General features: G+C 67.0%; 15 protein-coding genes. 7 read left to right on the plus strand and 8 right to left on the minus strand.

Features of this window, described 5'->3' with window-relative positions; genetic code table 11:
• Positions 1 to 92 precede the first annotated feature (92 nt).
• Positions 93 to 1,370: an NAD(P)/FAD-dependent oxidoreductase gene (locus tag ACUDTM_RS19320; RefSeq protein ID WP_434556927.1), complete on the minus strand. Its 1,278-nt coding sequence runs from the start codon at positions 1,368 to 1,370 to the stop codon at positions 93 to 95.
• 161 nt (positions 1,371 to 1,531) lie between these two features.
• On the opposite strand from ACUDTM_RS19320, the gene ACUDTM_RS19325 reads away from it, so the two are divergent.
• From ACUDTM_RS19325 to ACUDTM_RS19335, 3 genes are all read left to right on the plus strand, one after another.
• The gene (locus ACUDTM_RS19325) at positions 1,532 to 2,293 is read left to right on the plus strand and encodes a gamma-glutamyl-gamma-aminobutyrate hydrolase family protein (RefSeq protein ID WP_353080190.1); all 762 of its coding nucleotides are present in this window, start codon (positions 1,532 to 1,534) and stop codon (positions 2,291 to 2,293) included.
• Entirely contained in the window at positions 2,290 to 3,687 is a 1,398-nt protein-coding gene (locus ACUDTM_RS19330; RefSeq protein ID WP_049416306.1) for a glutamine synthetase family protein, read from the plus strand. The genes ACUDTM_RS19325 and ACUDTM_RS19330 overlap by 4 nt, the downstream gene beginning before the upstream one ends.
• Before the next feature lie 91 nt (positions 3,688 to 3,778).
• On the plus strand, positions 3,779 to 4,888 hold the full coding sequence (locus tag ACUDTM_RS19335; protein WP_353080191.1) for a polyamine ABC transporter substrate-binding protein: 1,110 nt from the start codon (positions 3,779 to 3,781) through the stop codon (positions 4,886 to 4,888).
• Positions 4,889 to 4,931: 43 nt separating this feature from the next.
• Here the strand turns inward: ACUDTM_RS19335 and ACUDTM_RS19340 are convergent, their stop codons facing one another.
• A complete protein-coding gene (locus ACUDTM_RS19340; protein ID WP_242015857.1) occupies positions 4,932 to 6,320 on the minus strand; it encodes a flavin-containing monooxygenase in 1,389 nt (462 codons plus the stop codon).
• A gap of 291 nt (positions 6,321 to 6,611) precedes the next feature.
• On the opposite strand from ACUDTM_RS19340, the gene ACUDTM_RS19345 reads away from it, so the two are divergent.
• From ACUDTM_RS19345 to ACUDTM_RS19360, 4 genes are all read left to right on the plus strand, one after another.
• Entirely contained in the window at positions 6,612 to 7,748 is a 1,137-nt protein-coding gene (locus tag ACUDTM_RS19345; protein WP_072166765.1) for an ABC transporter ATP-binding protein, read from the plus strand.
• Complete coding sequence (locus ACUDTM_RS19350; protein ID WP_069137955.1) at positions 7,745 to 8,677, plus strand: ABC transporter permease subunit; 933 nt, start codon at positions 7,745 to 7,747, stop codon at positions 8,675 to 8,677. The genes ACUDTM_RS19345 and ACUDTM_RS19350 overlap by 4 nt, the downstream gene beginning before the upstream one ends.
• Positions 8,674 to 9,516 (plus strand): ABC transporter permease subunit, encoded by an 843-nt coding sequence (locus tag ACUDTM_RS19355; RefSeq protein ID WP_005415928.1) that lies wholly within the window; start codon positions 8,674 to 8,676, stop codon positions 9,514 to 9,516. The genes ACUDTM_RS19350 and ACUDTM_RS19355 overlap by 4 nt, the downstream gene beginning before the upstream one ends.
• Positions 9,517 to 9,599: 83 nt before the next feature.
• Positions 9,600 to 10,964, plus strand: coding sequence for an NAD-dependent succinate-semialdehyde dehydrogenase (locus ACUDTM_RS19360; RefSeq protein WP_353080192.1), 1,365 nt, complete (start codon positions 9,600 to 9,602; stop codon positions 10,962 to 10,964).
• Between the two features lie 75 nt (positions 10,965 to 11,039).
• Here ACUDTM_RS19360 and ACUDTM_RS19365 read toward each other — a convergent pair whose 3' ends face one another.
• The 6 genes from ACUDTM_RS19365 to ACUDTM_RS19390 form a co-directional block, all read right to left on the minus strand.
• A complete protein-coding gene (locus tag ACUDTM_RS19365; RefSeq protein ID WP_065195776.1) occupies positions 11,040 to 12,062 on the minus strand; it encodes a magnesium and cobalt transport protein CorA in 1,023 nt (340 codons plus the stop codon).
• A gap of 6 nt (positions 12,063 to 12,068) precedes the next feature.
• Complete coding sequence (locus ACUDTM_RS19370; RefSeq protein WP_072166762.1) at positions 12,069 to 13,325, minus strand: lipoprotein N-acyltransferase Lnb domain-containing protein; 1,257 nt, start codon at positions 13,323 to 13,325, stop codon at positions 12,069 to 12,071.
• Positions 13,322 to 14,203, minus strand: a complete 882-nt coding sequence (locus ACUDTM_RS19375) for an HlyC/CorC family transporter (protein WP_088497702.1) — start codon at positions 14,201 to 14,203, stop codon at positions 13,322 to 13,324. Before ACUDTM_RS19375 ends, ACUDTM_RS19370 begins: the two co-directional genes overlap by 4 nt.
• A 64-nt stretch (positions 14,204 to 14,267) precedes the next feature.
• Positions 14,268 to 14,834, minus strand: coding sequence for a hypothetical protein (locus ACUDTM_RS19380; RefSeq protein WP_270067132.1), 567 nt, complete (start codon positions 14,832 to 14,834; stop codon positions 14,268 to 14,270).
• Positions 14,835 to 14,941: 107 nt separating this feature from the next.
• Positions 14,942 to 15,427 carry an rRNA maturation RNase YbeY gene (ybeY, locus tag ACUDTM_RS19385; protein WP_072166760.1) on the minus strand — a complete coding sequence of 162 codons (486 nt, stop codon included), beginning with the start codon at positions 15,425 to 15,427 and terminating at the stop codon, positions 14,942 to 14,944.
• Entirely contained in the window at positions 15,424 to 16,410 is a 987-nt protein-coding gene (locus ACUDTM_RS19390; RefSeq protein WP_005415936.1) for a PhoH family protein, read from the minus strand. Before ACUDTM_RS19390 ends, ybeY begins: the two co-directional genes overlap by 4 nt.
• Between the last annotated feature and the right edge of the window lie 405 nt (positions 16,411 to 16,815).

The following is a 16,815-nucleotide window of genomic DNA, read 5'->3' on the forward strand; positions in this document are numbered from 1 at the left end:
CACAGATGTTGCGTGAAAATCTGTGACGTGTGCAGCACGATCAGCGCTGCGGTGCGCCTGTCAGAGCGTTCAATCCAGGAGATGCGGAATCTTCACCACAATGCATCCCGCAGCTTGTACCACGACATCGCCGCCACCAGCAGCGGCATGCGCAGCAGCCGGCCGCCGGGGAAAGGCGCATGCCGCAGGCGCTGGAACACGTCCAGGCGCTCGCTCTGGCCGGCAATCGCGGCGGCGATGACTTCGCCAGCCAGCCCGGCGGCGGCCACCCCATGGCCGGAGAACCCCTGCGCGAAGTACAGGTTGCCGTCCAGCCGGCCCCAATGCGGAGCGCGGTTGCGGGTGATGTCCACGTAACCGCCCCAGACCTGCTCCAGCGGCACGTCGGCCAGTTGTGGAAACACCTGGTGCATGCGCCGCTGCATCACCCTGTGCAGGCCGGGTGGGGGCAACGCCGAGTAACTGGCGCGGCCGCCGAACAGCAGCCGGTGGTCGTGGCTGAGGCGGAAATAGTCCAGTGCCCACGCGGTGTCGGCCACGGCCATGTTGTTGCCGATCAGGGCACGGGCGCGCTCGGCCCCCAGCGGCGCGCTGGCGCCGATATAGGTGCCGACCGGCATGATCCGCCGTTCCAGGTCGGGCAGCAGGCCCTGCAGCCAGGCATTGCCGGCCACCACCAGATGCGCAGCGCGCACGCTTCCCTGCGCGGTATGCAGGGTGGGCTGCGGTCCGCGCTGCACGCGGGTCACTGCGGAGTTCTCGTGGATCACCACGCCGGCCGCACGTGCCGCATCGGCCAGGCCACGCGCATAGGCCAGCGGGTGCAGGTGCGCGCTGTGCGGATCGAACATCGCGGCGCGGTAGCGCGGGCTGTCCAGCTGTGCGCGCAGCGCATCACGGTCCCACCACTGCATCGGGTAGTCGTAGTGGCGCTGAAGATGCTCGCAGTTGGCGCGCAGGTCGCGCTCATGGCGCTCGCGGATGGCGACGCTGGCGTGGCCCTCCAGCCAATGGCAGTCGATACCATGGCGGTCGATGCGCCTGCGCATCGCCTGTACTGCGTCGCGCGACCATTCGAACAGGTGGCGCGCATCGTTACGGCCGAGCTGACGCTCCAGTTCGTCCACCTCGCAGCCATAGCCGACCAGCGCCTGGCCACCATTGCGGCCGGACGCGCCCCAGCCGATCCGCTGTGCGTCCAGCACCACCACGCGTTGGCCACGCACGGCCAGTTCCAGTGCGGCGGTCAGGCCGGTATAGCCGGCGCCCAGCACCGCAACGTCGGCCTGCACCTGCCCCTGCAACGCGGGCAGTGCGGGCGGTTCGGGCAGGCTGGAGGCATACCAGCTGGGCGGAAAGGCGGCGCTCACTGCAGGCCTCGTGGGTGCAGTGCGGGCGGGCGGAGCAGGGCAGGTCGATCAGCGTTCACCCCGGTAGTTTCGCCGATGCATGGCAGCTGTGGTGTGACGGCAGCGACTTGCCGCCGTTGCCAGGCGACGGGTAACGTGTCGGCACGCCAAGGAGTCTTCCCATGCGCCGCCTGCCCTGGGTGGGCCTGCCCACCGACAGCACCGTGCTCGGCCACCACCGTTTCGCGGTGGCCGGCGAGAAGTATGTGCGCGCGCTGGCCGAGGCGGCCGAGGTGACCCCGGTGGTGTTGCCGAGCCTGCAGCCACCGTTGCCGGCCAGCGACTGGCTGCTTGGGCTCGATGGCCTGCTGTTGACCGGCGCGGTCAGCAACATCGAACCGCAGCACTACGAAGGCGGCCGCAGCTGGCCAGGCAATCCGCATGACCCTGCCCGCGATGCCAATGCCTTCGCGCTGCTGCACGAGGCGCTGGCGCTGGACCTGCCAGTGCTGGCGATCTGCCGGGGCTTCCAGGAGCTGAACGTCGCACTGGGCGGCAGCCTGCATCCGCAGGTGCATGCGGTGCCCGGCCTGGCCGACCATCGCGAAGACCCGCGGGCGCCGGTGGACGTGCAGTATGGGCCGGCCCATGCGGTGACCCTGGCCGCCGACGGCTGGCTGGCGCAGTGGCACGGCGGTGGCCGCGCGCAGATCAATTCGGTGCACGGACAGGGCATCGCCCGCCTCGCGCAGGGCCTGCAGGTCGAGGCCATGGCCGATGACGGACTGGTCGAGGCGGCGCGCAGCCTGCACCATGGATTTGTGCTCGGCGTACAGTGGCATCCGGAGTGGCGTGTCACGCAGACGCCGTTCTATCACGCTATTTTCCGTGCGTTCGGCCAAGCTTGCCGGCAGCACCAACAGAACCGACTGGATTCCCGATGAGTTCCCGAACGCGCCCGCGCAAGACGGCCACGCCCCCCGCACCGCAGGAAAGCAGCCTGCTGCGCTGGCTGAAGGAGCGGCGCATCACCGAGGTGGAATGCTTGGTGCCGGACATCACCGGCAACGCCCGCGGCAAGATCATTCCTGCCGACAAGTTCTCGCACGACTACGGCACGCGCCTGCCGGAAGGCATCTTCGCCACCACCGTCACCGGCGAGTTCCCTGACGACTACTACGAGCTGACCTCGCCGTCGGACTCGGACATGATGCTGCGCCCTGACCCGGATACGGTGCGCATGGTGCCGTGGGCAGCCGATGCCACCGCGCAGGTCATCCACGATTGCTACACCAAGAGCGGCGAACCGCACGAGCTTGCGCCGCGCAACGTGCTGCGCCGCGTACTGGCGGCTTATGCGGAACTGGGCCTGCGCCCGGTGGTGGCGCCGGAGCTGGAGTTCTTCCTGGTGCAGAAGAACACCGACCCGGACTTCCCGCTGCTGCCACCGGCCGGTCGCTCGGGGCGCCCGGAGACCGCGCGGCAGTCGTACTCGATCGACGCGGTCAACGAGTTCGACCCGATCCTCGACCTGATGTACGACTACGCCGATGCGATGAAGCTGGATGTGGACACGCTGATCCACGAATCCGGCGCAGCACAGCTGGAGGTCAATTTCACCCATGCCGATGCGATGGACCTGGCCGACCAGGTGTTCCTGTTCAAGCGCACCATGCGCGAGGCGGCGATGCGCCACGGGGTATACGCCACGTTCCTGGCCAAGCCGATGGAAAACGAGCCCGGTAGTGCCATGCACATCCACCAGAGCCTGGTGCGGGTGAGCGATGGCAGCAATGTGTTCGCTGGCGAGACCGATGCTGAGGGCGAGTTCAGCCCGGTGTTCGGCCACTACCTGGGCGGCCTGCAGAAGTACGCGCCGCAGGCGATGGCGTTCTTCGCGCCGAACGTGAATTCCTACCGGCGCCTGGTGTTCGGCGAAGTCTCGCCGAGCAACGTGCACTGGGGCTTCGACAACCGCACCTGCGGCCTGCGCGTGCCGCTGGATACGCCGGAAAACATGCGCGTGGAGAGCCGTTTCGCCGGCTCCGACGCCAACCCCTACCTGGCGATGGCCGCGACCCTGGCCTGCGGCCTGCTCGGCATCCGCGAGCGGCTGGCGCCGGACGCGCCGGTGACCGGCAGCGCGAAGGAACTGGGCTACAACCTGCCGCGCTCGCTGGGCGAGGCGCTGGACGGGCTGGAGCAGTGCAGCGAGCTCCAGGCCCTGCTGGGCGAGCGTTTCTGCCGCGCCTACATCTCGGTCAAGCGCAAGGAATACGAGACCTTTTTCCGCGTCATCAGCTCGTGGGAGCGCGAGTTCCTGCTGCTGAACGTCTGAGCATCTGGAATAGAAAAATCCGCCGCCGGGGGGTAGGCTGGCACCCGTCGCCGGCCCCGCCGGCCCCCCTTCCCGCATTCTGGAGCACCCGATGAAGCTGCGTATCCTCACGCTCGGCCTGGCCTCCGCCATGCTTGCCGCCTGTGGCGGTGGCAACGGCGGCGCGCAGGACAGCCAGGTCCTGAACGTCTACAACTACAGCGATTACATCGCCGAGGACACCATTCCGACCTTCGAGAAGGAGAGCGGCATCAAGGTGACCTACGATGTGTTCGACAGCGATGAGATGGTCGAGACCAAGCTGCTGGCTGGCAACAGCGGCTACGACGTGGTGGTGCCGACCCTGAACTTCTTCGGCCGCCAGATCCAGGCCGGCGTGTTCCTGCCGCTGGACAAGAGCAAGATCCCGAACCTGGCCAACCTCGATCCGGCGGTGATGAAGCGCATCGCCACCCAGGATCCGGGCAACCAGTACGGCGTGCCGTACATGATCGGCACCACCGGCATCGGCTACAACGTGGACATGCTGAAGCAGCGCTTCGGCGGCAGCACCGATATCGCCAACAGCTGGGACCTGGTGTTCAAACCGGAGAACATCAGCAAGATGACGGACTGCGGCGTGACCATCCTGGACACGCCGGCCGACATGATCCCGATCGCGCTGCATTACCTGGGCCTGGATCCGCACAGCGGCGACCCGGCCGAGCTGCAGAAGGCGGCCGACCTGCTGAAGTCGATCCGCCCGTACGTGCAGAACTTCCACTCCTCGCAGTACGTCGGTTCGCTGGCCAATGGCGGCACCTGCCTGGTGGTCGGCTGGTCGGGTGACATCATCCAGGCCCGCGACCGCGCCGAGGAAGCCAGCAATGGCGTGCACGTGGCTTATTCGATCCCGAAGGAAGGTGCGCCGCAGTGGTTCGACATGCTGGCGATCCCGAAGGACGCCAAGCACCCGGAAGCGGCGTACAGGTTCATCAACTATCTGCTGGAACCGAAGGTCGCCGCGGCCAACACCAACTTCATCCACTACGCCAACCCGATCCCGGCCGCGACACCGCTGGTGGACGAGGCGATCCGCACCGACCCGACGATCTACCCGCCGGCCGACGTGGCCGATAAGATGTTCACCTACTCGATCAACACGCCGGAGACCGACAAGCTCTACACCCGGCTGTGGACCGAGGTGAAGACCGGCCGTTAAGCCGGTCTGGCGCCGCCGGGCCTTGCCCGGCGGCAGCCTTGCTTCACCGCTTCACCGTGCCGGAATCGGTACCGTCGGCCTGGCCAAGGTGCCTCAGGATGGCCGGCAGCAGGTCGCGTGCATCGCGGCCGCCGTTGCACAGGAACGACGAACTCATCCGCTGCAGGTTGTGCATGCCGATGAAGAACAAGCCCGGTTGCGGGGAAACGCCAAACTCGCCCAGCGGATAGCCGTGGGCATCCAGCGCGCCCTGCACATCGAGCCAGGGCCATTCGGCGACGAAACCGGTGGCCAGCACCACCGAGCGGATGCCTGCCGCCTGCAGATCCAGTTCATCCGGGGCTATGTCCGGCTCCCAGTGCAGATAGACCTCTTCGGGAATGTAGCGGGCATCGTCGGTGCGCGGTTCGGGCCGCGTGGCGTAGTACGCGCTGGCCAGCGAATCGAGATAGGCGTACTCGGCCCGCGTCGCTTCGATCGCGGTGCGAAGTTGCGGGCGGACATCGGCGAAGCGGGCGGTGTTTCCATTAAATTCCTGCAACCGTCCCAGCAACCTGATCCCTGCGCGGTGCATCGCCAGCAGGCTGATCGAACTGCCCAGGCCGGCACTTCCTTTGCCGGAAATCAGGGGGAACTCTGCGGTGCGGGCCTTGCGCAGCGCGTCCGGCTCGCCTGCCAGTACGGCCGCCGATTGGCTTACGTGTTGATGGATGCGCCCGGCCATGTCCCACCAGGTCATCGAGTCCTTGCCGCGCAGCCGACGGGTGTGCGAATGACGATCGGCCAATGACCAGTACACGCTGCGACCAGCGTCGCACAGGTCCTGGGCAATCTGTGCGCCGGACTGGCCGCCGCCGATGACCAGCACCGCGCCCGCGGGTAGCTGGCCGGGACTGCGGTAGTCGCTGGAGTGCAGCACGGTGAGGCCTGCTGCGGGCGCGAAAGGGGCCCGGGGCAACCGCGCCCGGCGGTATTCACCGGTGGCGACCACCACCGCCTGGGCATGGATCAGCCCCCGGCTGCTGTCGATGGCATAGCCACCGGACTCCGGCCCGACCCGATGGACCACGCACCCCTCGCTGATCGGCAACGCGCGCTCGTCGGCATAGTCGCGCAGCCGTCGGATCACTTCCGGGGCCCCCATGAACCCTTCCGGGTCATCCCCCGCATAGGCATGGCCATGCAGGGCCATCGTCGCGTTGGCGGTGTTGGTCTGGAACGAATCCCAGCGCCGCCGCCAACTGGCGCCCACGGTTTCGGCCTCCAGCACGCGATGCTCGACGCGGGCCTCCTGCAGGAGCGCGCTGAGCGACAACCCGGCCTGGCCGGCGCCGATGATGACCAGCGGCAGCCGTGCAGGCAGGCAGCCCGGCAGGCGGGGCGGGAAAGGGGAGGGGCTGTCCGGGGAAATCACCAGGGGCGGTCCATGCAAGGCCTAGATGCGGGACATTGCGCGGGGAATGTCCGGGGCTTTCAATGGATCCCGTTCTGAAAAATGTTGCAGATCGGGCTGCCGCCCGCAGTGTCTGGCCGGGACGGCTGCAGGGTCGTCCAGGGGAGCCCGGGCCTTGGGGCGGACAGGCCACCATCGCGGGGAAAACTGACACGCCCTCGGGGGCCCTGGGCGGGCCAGCGGCCGCTTCCACCCACTCCCGTCATATCCCCTTCGGCCCCCGGCCGTTAGAATGGCCGCCGCTGTCCACCGCCCGCTCCCGGAGCCCCCATGCCCGTTGAAGCCCAGCCGGTAGCCGCCGTCGTCGACACGACCGGTGCGCCCGGCTATCTCTCCATTCGTGATCTGCGCAAGGAATTCGACGGTTTCGTCGCCGTCGACGACGTCAACCTGGACGTGCGCAAGGGCGAGATCTTTGCCCTGCTCGGTGGCTCCGGCAGTGGGAAGTCGACCCTGCTGCGCTGCCTGGGCGGCTTCGAGACGCCCACCAAGGGCAGCATCACCGTCGATGGCCAGCGCCTGGACGCGCTGCCGCCGTATCAGCGGCCGGTCAACATGATGTTCCAGTCCTACGCCCTGTTCCCGCACATGACGGTCGAGCAGAACATCGGCTTCGGCCTGAAGCAGGATGGCCTGGGCAAGGACGCGATCAGCAAGCGCGTCGGCGAAATGCTCGACCTGGTGCAGATGGGCCACCTGGGCAAACGCAAGCCGCACCAGCTGTCCGGTGGCCAGCAGCAGCGCGTGGCGCTGGCGCGGTCGCTGGCCAAGGGGCCGAAGCTGCTGCTGCTGGACGAACCGATGGGCGCGCTGGACAAGAAGCTGCGCTCGCAGATGCAGCTGGAACTGGTCAGCATTATCGAATCGTCGGGCGTGACCTGCGTGATGGTCACCCACGACCAGGAAGAAGCGATGACCATGGCCACCCGCATCGCGGTGATGGATGCCGGCTGGATCCAGCAGGTCGGCAAGCCGGACGAGGTCTACGAGCAGCCGGCCAACCGCTTCGTCGCCGAGTTCATCGGTTCGGTCAACCTGTTCGATGGGGTGATCGACGAGGACCTGCCCGAGTACGTGACCGTGCGCTCGCCGCTGTTCCCGGCGCCGATCTACATCGCCCATGGCATCACCTGTTACGAAGGGCAGCCGGTCGCATTCGCGCTGCGCCCGGAGAAGGTGATGATCGGCAAGGACGAGCCGGAAGGGCACACCAACAAGGCGCAGGGCGTGATCGAGGACATCGCCTACTTCGGCAGCCACTCGGTGTATCACGTGCGCCTGCCCAGCGGCGCCAAGGTGCTGGCCAACTTCGCCAACTCGCAGCGCTGGGCCAGTGATGGCTTCACCTGGGGCGACGAGGTGTGGGTGCACTGGCGCGACAACGACGGCGTGGTGCTCACCTCATGAGCGTCGCCGGCCTGAAGCGCTGGCTGCCGGGGCTGCGTGCCACGGTGATCGGCATTCCGTACCTGTGGCTGCTGCTGTTCTTCGCAGTGCCGTTCCTGATCGTGCTGATGATCAGTTTCTCGCTCAGCCGGGTCGGCTCGCCGCCGTATACCTGGCTGCTGCAGTACGGGGACGGCGGGTTCTCGCTGAAGCTGAACCTGGAGAATTACCTGGCGCTGTTCCGCGATTCGATCTATGCGCAGGCCTTCCTGAGCTCGATCAGGATCGCGGCCATCTCCACCTTCCTGACCCTGCTGATCGGCTACCCGATGGCCTACGCCATCGCCCGCCTGTCGCCGGCCGCACGCAACGTGGCGATGATGCTGGTGGTGCTGCCGTCGTGGACCTCGTTCCTGATCCGCGTGTATGCGTGGAAGGCGATCCTGGACCGCAACGGCCTGCTTGACCAGTTCCTGCAGTTCACCGGCCTGCAGACGCTGATGACGTCGATGGGCCTGCCGAAACTGCAGTTGATCGATACGCCGACCGCCGCCTACATCGGCATCGTCTACTGCTACCTGCCGTTCATGGTGCTGCCGCTGTACGCCAACCTGGTCAAGCATGACCACCGCCTGCTGGAAGCGGCCTACGACCTGGGTGCCAGGCCATGGCAGGCCTTCCTCCGCATCACGCTGCCGCTGTCGAAGGCCGGCATCATCGCCGGCTGCATGCTGGTGATGATCCCGGCAGTGGGGGAATTCGTGATTCCGGAAATGCTGGGGGGCTCGGAGACGCTGATGGTCGGCCGCCAGCTGTGGAACGAGTTCTTCAACAACCGCAACTGGCCGGGCGCGTCGGCGATGGCGGTGGCGATGATCCTGTTGCTGCTGGTGCCGATCCTGCTGTTCAACCGATCCCAGCAGCGCCTGCTGGAAGGGAAGCAGGCATGAGCCCGCGTACCGCCAAGGGCCTGGGGCTGGGCGTGCTGCTGCTCGGCTTCGCCTTCCTGTACCTGCCGATCCTGCTGTTGATGTTCTATTCGTTCAACAGCTCGCGGCTGGCGATGGTCTGGGCCGGGTTCTCCACCCGCGCCTACAGTGACCTGTTCGCCGACCGCGCGCTGATGGATGCGATGTGGACCAGCCTGGTGGTGGCGTTCTGGACCGCCTGTACCGCCACCGTGCTGGGCACGCTGGCGGCGATGGTGATGACCCGCTTCAAGCGCTTCCGTGGCAAGCCGCTGTTCGGTGCGCTGGTCACCGCGCCGCTGGTGATGCCGGATGTGATCCTGGGCTTCTCGCTGATGGCGCTGCTGGCCTCGATGGGCGCGATTCCGGGCTTCCCGGCGCGCGGCCTGGCCACCATCTGGATCGCGCACGTCACCTTCACCCTGTGCTTCGTCACCGTGGTGGTGTCTTCGCGGCTGCAGGAAATGGATCTGTCGCTGGAAGAAGCGGCGATGGACTTGGGGGCCAGCCGGCTGACCGTGTTCACCCGCATCACCCTGCCGATCATCGCGCCGGCGCTGGTGGCGGGCTGGCTGTTGGCGTTCACCCTGTCGCTGGATGACGTGGTGGTGGCCAGCTTCGTCGCCACGCCGGGCTCGACCACGCTGCCGATGAAGGTGTTCGCGTCGGTGCGCATGGGCATCAGCCCGAAGATCAATGCACTGGCCACGCTGCTGGTGTCGGCGGTATCGATCGCCGCGGTGATCGGCTGGTACATCAATGCCCGTGCCGAGAAGCGGCGCCAGCGCGACCTGCAGCTGGCGCGGCAGGACAACGGCTGAGTACACGATCCGTCCACTGTGCCGGCAACACCCGGCTCACGGCCGGCGGCGCACAATGGGGGTCTTCCAGATGGAGATCCCCCATGACCGTCGAGATCGTCGACCCGGCCACCGGCCAGGTGACCTACCGCCATGTACTGATGGGCGCTGCCGACATCGAGCAGCGCCTGCAGGCCGCCGCCGATGCGTTCCCCGGCTGGGCCGAGCGTTCGCTGCAGGAACGCGGCGCGATCCTGCGCCAGATCGCGGCGCAGCTGCGCACGCGCCGCGACGACCTGCAGCAGGCGATGACCCACGAGATGGGCAAGCTCAAGGCCGAAGCGCTGGCCGAGGTCGACAAGTGCGCGGCGGCCTGCGAGTACTACGCCGACCATGCGGCCGACTATCTCAAACCGCAGCTGATCGACACCGAAGCGCAGCGCAGCTATGTGCGCTACGAGCCGATCGGCTGCGTGTTCGCGGTGATGCCGTGGAATTTTCCGATCTGGCAGGTGTTCCGCTTCCTCGCACCGGCGTTCATGGCCGGCAACGTGGCCCTGCTCAAGCACGCCAGCAACGTGCCGCAGTGTGCCGACCTGATCCTGGCGGTGTGCCGTGATGGCGGCCTGCCGGACGGCGTGTTCGACGTGCTGCACATCGACAACGACCAGGCCGCCGACGTGCTGCGCGACGCACGGGTGAAGGCGGTGACGCTGACCGGCAGCGAGCGGGCAGGGCGCTCGATCGCCTCCAACGCCGGCAGCCAGTTGAAGAAGTCGGTGATGGAGCTGGGTGGCAGCGATGCCTTCGTGGTGCTCGACGATGCCGACCTCGACAAGACGGTTGCGGCAGCGGTGAAGTCGCGCTTCGACAACAGCGGGCAGACCTGCATCGCGGCCAAGCGGTTCATCGTGGTCGAGGCGGTAGCCGATGAATTCACCCGTCGCTTCGTTGAAGCTGCGGCCGAGCGCCAGTACGGCGACCCCGATGAGCGGGGCACCACGCTGGCGCCGATGGCCCGTGCCGATCTGCGCGATGAACTGCACAAGCAGGTACAGGCCAGCGTGGCCAAGGGGGCGCGTGTGCTGATAGGCGGCGAGCCGATTGCCGGCACCCATGCCGGCTATCCGGCCACGGTGCTCGACCAGGTCGGCCCGGGCATGCCGGCCTACGACGAGGAACTGTTCGGTCCGGTGGCTGCGGTGATCCGGGTCGCTGATGAGAGCGAGGCACTGCGCGTGGCCAACGACACCCGCTTCGGCCTCGGCGGCAGCGTGTGGACGCGCGATCCGGTGCGCGGCGAAGCTTTCGCACAACGCATGGAATGCGGCGCCGCGTTCGTCAACGCGATCGTCAAGAGCGATGCGCGGCTGCCGTTCGGCGGCAGCAAGCAGTCTGGGTTTGGCCGGGAACTGGCCGACCACGGCATCCATGAGTTCATGAACATCAAGACCGTTTACGTAGCTTGATGCCGAATGGCAATGCCGGCCGCTGGCCGGCATTGCCCTGGTTGCCGGCCAGCGGCCGGCACTACCACCAGCGGGTCACAACCACTTTGCGCGCTTGAACAACCGGTACAGGCCCACGCAGACGCCGCCCACACCAACGATCATCAGTGGGTAGGCCCACGGTTGGCTCAGCTCCGGCATGTGGCTGAAGTTCATCCCGTACCAGCTGGTGATCAGCGTCGGTGCCGCCAGCAGCGCGGCCCACGCACCGAGGCGCTTGACCGTCTCGCCCTGCGCCAGCGTCACCAGCGACAGGTTCACGCTGAGCGCGGTGCCCAGCATCTCGCGCAGGGTGTCGATCACATCGCTGATGCGTACCGCGTGGTCGTGCACGTCACGGATGTAGAGCTTCACTTCGTCCGGAACCAGCTCGCCCTGGTAACGGCGCAGCTGGGCCAGCACATCCTGCAGCGGCGCCACCGCCATCCGCATCTTGTTCAGTTCGCGCTTGAGCTCGTACAGGCGTACCACGGTGCTGCGCTTGTAGTTCTCGGCGAAGATGTCCTTTTCCAGCAGGTCCAGGGTGTCGCGGAAGCGGTGCACGATCGGCAGGTAATTGTCGACCACGAAGTCGGTCACCGCGTACAGGCAGTACGACGGGCCCATCTTCAGCAGCTGCGGCTCACGCTCGACCCGAGCACGTACCGGCGCGTAGGAAAGCGAGGCGCCGTGGCGCACCGTTACCAGGAAGCGCGGGCCGAGGAAGGCATGGGTTTCGCCATACTGGATGCGCTCGTCGACCATCTGCGCGGTGGTCACCACCACGAACATTGAATTGCCGTAGGTCTCGACCTTGGGCCGCTGGTGGGCGTTGCGCGCATCCTCGATGGCCAGGTCGTGCAGGCAGAACTCCTCCTGCAGTTTCAGCAGCACATCGTCGTTGGGGTCGTACAGGCCAACCCAGACAAAGCCATTGCCACTGGCAATGACATCGCTGATGGCGTCCAGGGTGATGTCGTGGCGTTTGCCCTCGTCATCGTAGTGGACGCAGTTGATGACGCAGGCGGGGTTGGCTGAAGCCGGGGCGGAAGCGGAGGCGGGCAATGACATGCCCGCCATCGTGCGTCAGCGCCGTGTTTCGGACAAGTGAGGATGGCGCCCCAGTACCCACGCCAGCGCGACGTGGACGGGCAGCAGCAGCACGATCCACTGCACGTTGTACTGCGCCTGCAGGCTCAGCCAGTGCAGCACCAGCGCCGCCACGGCCTGCACTGCCAGCAGCCACAGCACGACCCTGAACATGCGGCCCGGCACGCGCCGGCGCAGCAGGCTGATTGCTCCGGGCAGCAGCAGCACGGCCACCGGCGAAAGCAGCAGCAGGTTGCGGTTGGCCCAGGCGGCGTAGTGGATGCTGAAGCCCCACAGGAACACCAGCAGGCTGCCGGCGATGGCGCACAGCAGCCAGAACGGCAGGGCCAGCCCGGCCAGCAGGCGCGGGCGGTTGCGCAGCACCAGCACGCCGCCGGCCACGGCCAGACCAAGCAGCAGCCACGGCCACCAGCGACGCGCGAATTCCTTCGGCTCCGGATCGATGCGGTGTGGCAGCAGTTCCTGTTCGGACTGCACCAGCGGCCGGCCATCACTGTTGCGTGCCTGGCGCAGCGCATCGGCCAGGCGCATCGGCACGAACGCTTCCTGCCAGCGCGACAGCGGCTGGTCGGCAAACGGCCCCAGGCCGACATCGAAGCCCAGCCACATCCACGGGGCGGGCGAGGCCAAGCGCACCGACTCGCTGCGGTAGGTGTTGCCGCGCGAACGCCCCGACAACTGCGACTGCAGGCCACCGCCCAGCGCCTTGTCCACCGTGTCGCGTACCATCGTGGCGCAGTTGGCGGTGTAGTAGTCGTAGTGGTAGCGCGCGTTTTCCGGCTTGGCCCGCTCGGCCAGGTCAGCGGCCAGGGCACGCGCCTGGTCGGGGCGCAGGTCCAGCCACTGCACGCTGGCACCGCGGCCGGTCTCGTCGTAGTACGACAGGTCCTGCTGCAGCGGTAGCGCCACCAGGTAATACATCATGTCGCCGCGCACGAAGCGGCTGATGAAATCGTCCTCGGACGGATCGAAGTAGCCGAAGTTGTATGAGGTCGCTTGGCCGCTGAGCGGATCGATCACCACGATGGCATCATGGCCGAAGCGTTCGAAGAACACGGTGCCCGGCTGCATGGTCACCACGCCGATACGCGGGACCGGGGCCTCGGCGTTGGCGGTGGCAGGTGCGGGCACGGCTGCCGCCGGCTGCGCGAAGGCGGCCAGTGGCAGGGCCATGGTCATGGCCAGCACACACAGTGCCAGCCACGCCGTCAGGATCAGACCGCGGCGCTTCAAGCGTCGTCCTGCGCGTCCGGCGGCAGCACGGTCACGTGGAAGGCCTGCACCCGGCGCGCATCGGCGCGGGCCACGCGGAACATGAAGCGGTCCAGCGCCAGCTCATCGCCGACTTCCGGCAGATGGCCCACGGCCTCGGTGACCAGGCCACCGATGGTGTCGTAGTCCTCGTCGGAGAACGTCGCGCCGAAGCGCTCGTTGAAGTCGCCGATCGGGGTCAGCGCGTCGACCACGTACTGGCCGTCGGACTGGATGGCGATCTGCGCGGACGGATCCTCGGCCTCGTCGTGCTCGTCGTCGATCTCGCCGACGATCTGCTCCAGCACGTCCTCGATGGTGACCAGGCCGGCGACACCGCCGTACTCGTCGACCACGATGGCCATGTGGTTGCGCGACAGGCGGAACTCCTTCAGCAGCACGTTCAGCTTCTTCGCCTCCGGGATCAGCACCGCCGGGCGCAGCAGCTCGCGCACGTTGGCCGGGCCGTTGTCGGCGACCACGCCGCGCAGCAGGTCCTTGGCCAGCAGGATGCCAAGGATGTCGTCCTTGTTCTCGCCGTGCACCGGGAAGCGCGAATGGCCCGATTCGACCACCTGCTTCATCAGTTCCAGGAAGGGCGCTTCGACCGGCAGCGAGACCATCTGCGAGCGCGAGATCATCACGTCGCCCACGGTCAGCTCGGCCACCGAAATGGCGCCTTCCATCATCTTCAGGGTATCGGCGGCGATCAGACCCTCTTCCTGCGCGGTGTGCAGGACAGCGACCAGCTCGTCGCGGGTGTGGGGTTCGCCGGAGAAGGCCGAGGTCAGGCGTTCAAGCCAACCGCGCTTCTTTTCACTGTGCTCCGAAGGGGAGCTACTACTGTCGTCTTCTGACATCTCTGGAAAAAAGGCACCCGGCAGGCCGGGCGTTGGCCCAAGTCTAGCAGGATGTGGCGGCCTGTCAGTGACCGTCGCTGCCCGGTCCGGTGATCGGCGGCGGGGCCAGTTCAGGCCGGGCAGGGGCTTCTTCTTCAGGCAGGTCCAGGCTGTAGGTACAGCCGGCCAGGGTCTTGCCCGGGTGGGAGGCCACGGTGGAGACGCTGAGGATGATCGACTCGATCTGAGACTCGCCGGTCTTCGGGTCGGTCACGTCGCGGCTGACCAGCTCGCGACCGGCCATGAACTTGCCGTCCTGGTCGTAGCCGATCTCCAGCGCCAGGCGCTTGGCCAGAGGCCGAGGGTCGGCCTGGTCGAGGACGGCCATGATGCTGGCGCCGGCCACCGCTACCCGCTCGGTCTGTTGGCCGAAGACGGTGATCGGGCTGGCCAGCCGGTACTCGCTCATGAACTGGTTGCCCTGCGGCAGCGGCTGCAGGCCCCGGGCCACGGCCTTCAGCGGATCGGCCAGCAGCGGCGCCAGCGCTGTCTGCTCGGCCACGCCCTGGCGGCATTCGATCAGCGCCGGCAGATCCAAGGCAGCGGCCGGGGCGGACGCGACGAGCAGCAGGGGCAGGGCAATACGCAGCAGCACAAAGAAATTCCCGTTGTAGAGCCGAGCCCATGCTCGGCTGCATTTCGGTCAGGTTTGCGGGGGGCGATGCGTTGGAGCCGAGCGTAGGCGCGGCTGTATAGGCCTTAGCGCTCGCCCGCGTACGGGTCGTCAATGCCCAGCTCGGCCAGGATCTCGCGCTCCAGCTGTTCCATCGCCTCGGCCTCCTTGTCGTCCTCGTGGTCCCAGCCAAGCAGGTGCAGCACGCCGTGCACGGTCAGGTGCGCGTAGTGGGCATTGAGCGCCTTGCCCTGTTCGTCGGCTTCACGCGCCACCACCGGTGCGCAGATCACCAGGTCACCCAGCAGCGGGAACTTGACGCCCTTGGGCAGACCTTCGGGCACTTCGGCCGGGAAGCTGAGCACGTTGGTGGCGTAGTCCTTGCCACGGTAATGGCGGTTCAGCGACTGGCCTTCCTTGGCATCGACCACGCGGATGGCCAGGTCGGCCTCGCGGATGCGGCCCTTCAACGCAGCGGCCACCCACTTGCGGAAGCTCACTGCCGCCGGCAGCCCGGTACGCGGCAGGGCATAACTGACGGCGACGTCCAGTCGCACGGGACCACGGGTCATGGCGTCGCTCCAGGCTGGATCTGATGCAGGTCGCGGCGGTCGTAGGCGCTGACGATGCGCGCCACCAGCGGATGCCGGACCACGTCGCGGGATTCGAAGAAGGTGAAGCTGACGCCCTCGACCTCGCGCAGCACATCGATGGCGTCGCGCAGGCCGGACTTCACGTGCTTGGGCAGGTCGGTCTGGGTCAGGTCACCGGTGACCACCGCGGTGGAGCCGTAGCCCAGGCGGGTCAGGAACATCTTCATCTGCTCGATGGTGGTGTTCTGCGCCTCGTCCAGGATCACGAACGCATCGTTGAGCGTGCGGCCGCGCATGTAGGCCAGCGGCGCGATCTCGATGACGTTCTTCTCCAGCAGCTTGACCACCTTTTCCACGCCCATCATCTCGTACAGGGCGTCGTACAGCGGTCGCAGATAGGGGTCGACCTTCTGGCTCAGGTCGCCGGGCAGGAAGCCCAGCTTCTCGCCGGCTTCCACCGCCGGGCGCACCAGGATCAGGCGCTGCACCCGCGACTCGTTCAGTGCTTCGACCGCGCTGGCCACGGCCAGGAAGGTCTTGCCGGTTCCCGCCGGGCCGATGCCGAAGTTGATGTCATGCGTGGCGATCTGGTGCAGGTAGCGGCCCTGGTTGGCGCCGCGGCCGCGTACCGTGCCACGCTTGACCTTGATCGCCACGTCCTGCGCTTCGTAGGAGCGCTCGGCGATCTGCTCGACGTTGGCCTGCGCCAGGCGCAGGTGGATGGCGTGGTTGTCGAAGGTGGTTTCGCCGGCTTCGGCGTACAGCGCTTCAACCAGCTTCTGCGCCTCCACGATGGCTTCGTTGGGCCCGCTGATGCGGAACACGAAGCCACGATTGGCGATCTCCACGCCGAGCTTCAGCTCGATCTGGCGCAGGTGCCCATCGAAGGGGCCGCACAGGTTGGCCAGTCGCTCGTTGTCTTCCGGCGACAGGGTGAAGTCTCGATGATCGATGCTTTTCATTGCTTGGGGTGGGGCGGGGTCGCCGTCCACCGCGATGGACTCGGGGTGACAAGGTTACGCGCGTACCGGGCATGCGGCCAGCGGCGGGCCGATACGCGGTTTTCCACACCCGGTGTGGACGGGGGGCGCGAAAAGCTGTGGATAGGCCTTCGCAGTGCTTGTGCCACAAGGCGGATGAGGTGGTGGTGAAAAAACCGTCACGGTCGGCCGGCGCCTGTGACGGCAGCGCATCTTCCGCTGCCAGGCACCCAGTACGGCTGCCCCCGTCCGGTTCTCCACACCGGCTGTGGAATGATGCTGAATCAAGCTGTGGATAGGTGGCGAGGAACCTTGCAGCAAAAGGCCTGTCCGCGCGTGGCGAAAAAACCGTCAGGGCTGATCGGAATCATTGAGGGTGCACGGGGC

Source organism: Stenotrophomonas maltophilia group sp. vghtpe118 (assembly GCF_052605195.1).

What these genes read in the sequence shown, in the direction of transcription:
- ACUDTM_RS19325 (WP_353080190.1), top strand. Translation starts at nt 1,532, where the DNA reads ATGCGCCGCCTGCCCTGGGTGGGCCTGCCCACCGACAGCACCGTGCTC.
- ACUDTM_RS19330 (WP_049416306.1), top strand. Translation starts at nt 2,290, where the DNA reads ATGAGTTCCCGAACGCGCCCGCGCAAGACGGCCACGCCCCCCGCACCG.
- ACUDTM_RS19335 (WP_353080191.1), top strand. Translation starts at nt 3,779, where the DNA reads ATGAAGCTGCGTATCCTCACGCTCGGCCTGGCCTCCGCCATGCTTGCC.
- ACUDTM_RS19345 (WP_072166765.1), top strand. Translation starts at nt 6,612, where the DNA reads ATGCCCGTTGAAGCCCAGCCGGTAGCCGCCGTCGTCGACACGACCGGT.
- ACUDTM_RS19350 (WP_069137955.1), top strand. Translation starts at nt 7,745, where the DNA reads ATGAGCGTCGCCGGCCTGAAGCGCTGGCTGCCGGGGCTGCGTGCCACG.
- ACUDTM_RS19355 (WP_005415928.1), top strand. Translation starts at nt 8,674, where the DNA reads ATGAGCCCGCGTACCGCCAAGGGCCTGGGGCTGGGCGTGCTGCTGCTC.
- ACUDTM_RS19360 (WP_353080192.1), top strand. Translation starts at nt 9,600, where the DNA reads ATGACCGTCGAGATCGTCGACCCGGCCACCGGCCAGGTGACCTACCGC.
- ACUDTM_RS19365 (WP_065195776.1), bottom strand. Translation starts at nt 12,062, where the DNA reads ATGGCGGGCATGTCATTGCCCGCCTCCGCTTCCGCCCCGGCTTCAGCC.
- ACUDTM_RS19375 (WP_088497702.1), bottom strand. Translation starts at nt 14,203, where the DNA reads ATGTCAGAAGACGACAGTAGTAGCTCCCCTTCGGAGCACAGTGAAAAG.
- ybeY (WP_072166760.1), bottom strand. Translation starts at nt 15,427, where the DNA reads ATGACCCGTGGTCCCGTGCGACTGGACGTCGCCGTCAGTTATGCCCTG.
- ACUDTM_RS19390 (WP_005415936.1), bottom strand. Translation starts at nt 16,410, where the DNA reads ATGAAAAGCATCGATCATCGAGACTTCACCCTGTCGCCGGAAGACAAC.